General features: G+C 69.4%; 1 protein-coding gene. It reads right to left on the bottom strand.

What is annotated here, in order from left to right; translation table 11 throughout:
* The coding region (locus RT028_RS07835; protein WP_312934135.1) for an Ig-like domain-containing protein at positions 1 to 5,422 on the bottom strand (5,422 nt) is incomplete at both ends.

The following is a 5,422-nucleotide window of genomic DNA, read 5'->3' as shown; positions in this document are numbered from 1 at the left end:
TGCGCCGCGCCGCTGTTGCCGGCAGCGTCGGTGGCGATGATGGTCAGGGTCTGGCCATTGGCCTGGGCGGGCGCGATGGGCACGCTGAAGGCGCCACTGGCCGGCACCGTGACGCTGCCCAGCACGCTACCGTCTGCGCCGCGCACGGTCACCGTGGCGCCGACTTCGCCGTTGCCGGTCAGCAGCGTACCGCCCGCGTTGAGGCTCAGGTTCAGCAGCGGCTCAGGTGGGGTGAGGTCGCGGGCGGTGAGTAGCAGTGGTGTGGACGGATTGCCGGTGGCGTCCTGGGCCACCACGTGGAGCACTTCGCCGTTCTGCTGAGGCGTCGACAAGTCGAGGACGAACCTGCCATCGCTGTCGATCACGCCCCGGGCCAGCAGATTGCCGAGGTTGTTGACCACGGTGATGCGCGCGCCGGCTTCACCGCTGCCGGTGACCTGGGTGCCATCGGCGTTGAGGCTGGCCAGCACTTGCGCCGGGGGTGTGACGTCGAGGGCCAGCAACGAGGTGGGCAATGACACGTTCTGGCTGGCGTCCTCCAGGCTGACGCTGAGCTGTTCGCCATTGAGCTGCGGGGCGTCGAGCTGGACCAGGAAGCGCCCGTCGGCCGCCACCGTGCCCGTCCCGATCAGCTGGCCGCCCACGCTGACCCGCACCGTGGTGCCGATCTCGCCGGTGCCACTGAGCTGATTCCCGGCAGCGTTCAGGCTGAGGTTGTCCGGTGCCAGTGGCGGTGTGCGATCCGGCGCGATGACCTGCACCGGCTCGCTGAGATTGCCCGGTGGGTCCGCCTGCTGCACGTCCAGCACCTGCTGGTTGATCTGCGCGGGGCTGAGCTCGACGCGGAAGGTTTCGTCGGCCTGCACCAGGCCACGGCCCAGTTCCTGGCCCATCGCGTCGCGTACCGTAACGGTCGCGCCCGGCTCGCCACGCCCGGTCACCACGCTGCCGTCGACGCTGATGCGCACCAGGGTGAGCGGTTCGAGCGGCGTGAAGTCCGGAGTGGTGATGCTCAGGGGCGGCGAGACATTGCCCGCGGCATCGGCCTGGGTCAGGGTCAACACCTCGGCATTGCTCAGCGCCGGGCTCAGGGCCAGGGTGAAGTTGCCGCTGCTGTCGACGGTGGCCGTGCCCAGGGCTTGGTTGGCAGCGTTGCGTACGGTCACCACGGCGCCGATTTCGCCACGCCCGGTCAGGGTGACGCCGTCGGACGAAACCGTGACTTCGCTGAGGATTGCCGGCGCTGTGGTGTCCAGGGCGGTGAGGTCGGCGCCCGTGGAGCGATTGCCAGCGGCATCGGTGAGCACTACATGCACGGTTTCACCATTGGCCTGCACTGGCGTCAGGGCCACCTCGAAGGTGCCGTTGTCACGCACCGTGGCGCTGCCCAACAGGGCGCCGTCGGCAGCCATGACAGTGACCCGTGTGCCGGCCTCGCCGATGCCCAGCAGCACGCTGCCGCCTGCGCCGAACTGCAGGTCGGCAGGCGCATCGGGGGCCGTGCGGTCCGCGACCACCAGGCTGATGCTGTCGGAAATGTTGCCCGCCACATCGACCTGCTCGACGCTGAGGCGCTCACCGTTGAGCTGCGCGGTCTCGAGCGTCACGCTGAAACGGCCGTCCGTGCCCACCACGGCATCACCCAGCGCGATGCCGCCGTTGCCGGTCACGCGGACCGTGGCACCGATTTCGCCGTTGCCGCTCAGCACCAGCCCGCTGTTCGACAGCAGCAGTTGCGTGACGGGCTGGGGCGCGATCAGGTCCGGGGCTTGCACCGTAGTCGGCAGCGACAGGCTGCCATCGATGCCCTCAGCGCTGACTTCCAGCACCTCGCCATTGGCCTGGCGGCTGGTCAAGCTGACGGTAAAGTTGCCGTCAGCCTGCACCTCGGCGCTGCCCAGGAGCAGCCCGTTCGGGCCATACACCCGCACCGTGCTGCCAGGGCTGGCCACACCGCCAAGGCTCAGGCCATCCTCGGCCAGCAGCAGCTGCGACGGGGTGTCCGGTGGGGCAATGGCCGGCACCTCCAGTGTTGCGGGCAACGAGGGATTGTCGCCGGTGTCGACCTGCACCACGCTCAGCGCAAGGCCGGGCACGGCAGGCGGGTCGAGGCGTACGGAGAAGTGGCCCTGCGCATCCACCACGGCGTCGCCGAGGAAGGCCCCTTCAATGCCGGTCACCGTGACCTTGGCGCCGACTTCACCGTGCCCGGTGAGGGTGATGCCATCGGCAGACAACGCCAGGTGGCTGACCGGCTCCGGTGGGGTGACGTCGTCTGCCGCAAAGGGTGCGGAGAGCGAGACATTGCCGGCTGCATCGCGGGCGGTCACCTGCAGCGCTTCACCGTTGAGCTGCGCGGTGTCCAGATCGATGCGGAAGGTGCCGTTGGCGTCCGCGACGGTCGTGCCCAGACGCTCGCCCGCGGCATTGCGCACCTCGACGGTGCTGTTGGGCTCGCTCCTGCCGGAGAGTTGCAGGCCGCTCTGGGTCAGCATCAGCTCGGTCGGCGCAGCCGGTGGCGTGAGGTCGGGTGCCGTGACCGCCACGGCGACAGAGGGAATACCGCCAGGGTTGCTTTGCACCGCGCTCAGACGCTCGGCATTGAGCTGCGGCGTGTCGAGGGTCAGGACAAAGGTGCCGTTGGCAGCGACCTGGCCGATGCCGATCACCTTGCCTTGCTGATCGCTCACACGGACCGTATTGCCCGCCTGGCCGAGGCCGTGCAGGGTCAGCCCGTCGTTGTTCAGCGTGACGTTGCTCAACGCTGCAGGCGGCTGCAGGTCCGGGGTGACCAGCGTCAGCGCGGCCGAGACATTGCCGGCAGCGTCGACCTGGGTCACGCCCAGGGTCAAACCGGCGTTTTGCGCGGGAGTGAGGATGATCGTGAACAGCCCGTCGTCAGCGACCCTGATCGAGCCGACCACCGTGCCGTCCGGCGTGCGCACGCGCACCATCGCCCCCGCCTCGCCGGCACCGCTCAGTTGGCTGCCATCGGCGCTGAGGCTGAGCTGGGTGACGGCCAGCGGCGGGGTACGGTCTGGCGTGGCCACTTCAGCGGGTTCGGAGGTATTGCCTGCACGGTCGGCAAGGGTGACGTGCAGCGGCGCACCGCTGACCTGAGCGGCCGGCAAGGTGATCTGGAATTGCCCGGCCTGATTGACCGTGCCGTTGGCCAGCACGGCGCCATTGGCATCGCGCACGGTCACGCTGGCACCGGCTTCACCCTGCCCGCTGAGCACCGTGGCGGCGGCGTTCAGGGCAAGCCCTGTGGCCGCGTCGGGTGGCGTGAGGTCTGGCGCGGTCGCTGTCGTGACCAACGAAAGGTTACCGGCGGCATCCACCTGGCTGACCTGCAAGGTTTCGCCATTGCGCGGTGCCGGGTCCAGCAGGAGGCTGAACCGGCCGTCGTCATCGACTTCGCCACTGCCCAGCAGCCTGCCACTGGCATCGCGCACGCTGACGGTGGCACCCCTTTCACCGCGGCCACTCAGGGCTGAGCCATCGGACTCGACCCGCAACTGCATCGGCGCGTCGGGCGCGGTGATGTCCCGCGCCGTGAGGCTGGCCGGATCGGACACGACCCCAGCAGCCGACTGCGCGCTGACCTGCAGGGTCTGGCCATTGAGCTGCGCGCTGCTGAGGAACACCAGGAAGGCGCCGTCGCTGCCTACGCTGGCGCTGCCCAGGGCCTGCCCGCCTGCGGTCACCGTGATCTGCGTGCCGGGCATGCCCACGCCGCTCAGGCTGAAGCCATCAAGGCTGAGTACCAGCTCGCTGGGTGAATCGACCGGCACGCTGGGCGGCCCGAAGACCTGTACGGGCTCGGGGTTCTCATTGCCGGCCGCATCGATCACCACCACCTCGGCGCTGTCGCCGGTCAGCAGTAGAGGATCGAGGCGGACCACGAAGCTGCCGTCGGTGCCGACCCGCACGCTGCCAAGCTCGCCGCTGCCATTGCGCACCAGCACCGTGCTGCCGGGCTCGGCACTGCCGCTGATACGGCTGCCGTCAGCGCTGACCGCAACGTTCAGTGCGGCCTCCGGTGGGGTGGTGTCAGGGGCGTTCAGCGGCTGCTCGATCGAGACCCGCCCACCGCTATCGGTGGCGACCACGCTCAGGGGTTCGCCGTTGCTCAGCGGCGTCGGCAGCAGCGCCGTGAAGCTGCCGTCGGCCTGCACCTGGACAGTGACCAGCGCGGCACCGTTGGCATCGCGCACCGTGACGCTGACCGCGCCGACAGCCGTGCCGCTCACCGTGGCGCCATCAAGGCTGACGCTGACATCGCTCGGTGCGTCCGGCGCTGCCGCGGTTGGGGCGATGACGGTGGTTGCCTGGGAGGTGTTCGCCTGGGCATCGGTCAGGGTGACCTGCAACGACTGGGCATTGTCCTGCGGTGGGCTCAGGTTGATCACGAACAGCCCGCCCGCCGGCACGTCACCGGTGCCGACGACTTCGCCAGCGGCGTTGCGTACCGTGACAGTGCTGCCGACTTCCCCGGTGCCGACCAACTGGCTACCGTTGGCGTTGACCTGCACATTCTCGGGCGCCAGCGGCGCGGTAGCGTCCTCTGCAGTGAGGCTGATCGGCGGCGAGGTGTAGCCTGCGCCGTCGATCACCACCACGGTCAGTACTTCTCCATTGGTTTGCGCCGGCAGGCTGACCTCGAAACGCCCGTCGGCGGCGACCAGCGCATTGCCCAGCAGCCCACCCTGGGGATCACGTACCTCCACGGTGGTACCTGCCTCGGCACTGCCGCTGAGCACTGTGCCCTCGGCGTTCAGTTGCAGGTCCTCGGCGCTTGCAGGCGCTTGCAGGTCAGGCGCCAGCAGCTCGATCGCTGACGAAACGTTGTTGCCGCCATCGGTCAAGGTCACGCTCAAGGTCTGGCCGTTGAGCTGGGCCGGCGTCAGCGTTACGCGGAAGCTGCCATCCTCGGCCACCAAGGCCGTGCCGATCACCGCTGCGCCGCTGCGCACGGTCACCGTGGTGCCGGGCTCGCCCTGGCCGGTGAGCACGCCGCCATCGGCCGACAGCACCAGCGCGCTGACCGGCTCGGGTGCCTCGCTGTCCGGTGCCTGCACAGTGAGTGGTGCGGACAGGTTGCCGGCGCCATCGCGTTGCTCCACCGCCAGTACCTGGCCGTTGGTCTGTGCAGGGTCCAGGGTGACGCTGAAGCGGCCGTCATCCTGCACGGGCGCGCTGCCGAGCACCGCGCCATTGGCATCGCGCACGGTGACGGTGGCGCCGGCTTCGCCAAGGCCGCTGAGTTGCGCCCCGTCGTCGCTCACCCGCAGTTCGCTGACGGGTGCTGGCGCCTGCGTATCGGGCACGGCGATGGTCACTGTGGCGAGCTCGCCTGCGGTGTTGCTGGCCGCGATGCTCAGCGATTCGCCGTTGCGCTGGGGTTCGGCAAGGCTGACGC

It is taken from the genome of Pseudomonas sp., assembly GCF_032058845.1.
Classification (GTDB): domain Bacteria; phylum Pseudomonadota; class Gammaproteobacteria; order Pseudomonadales; family Pseudomonadaceae; genus Aquipseudomonas.
Note: the sequence above shows the minus strand (reverse complement) of the source record. Positions and strands in the feature narration are given on the sequence as shown.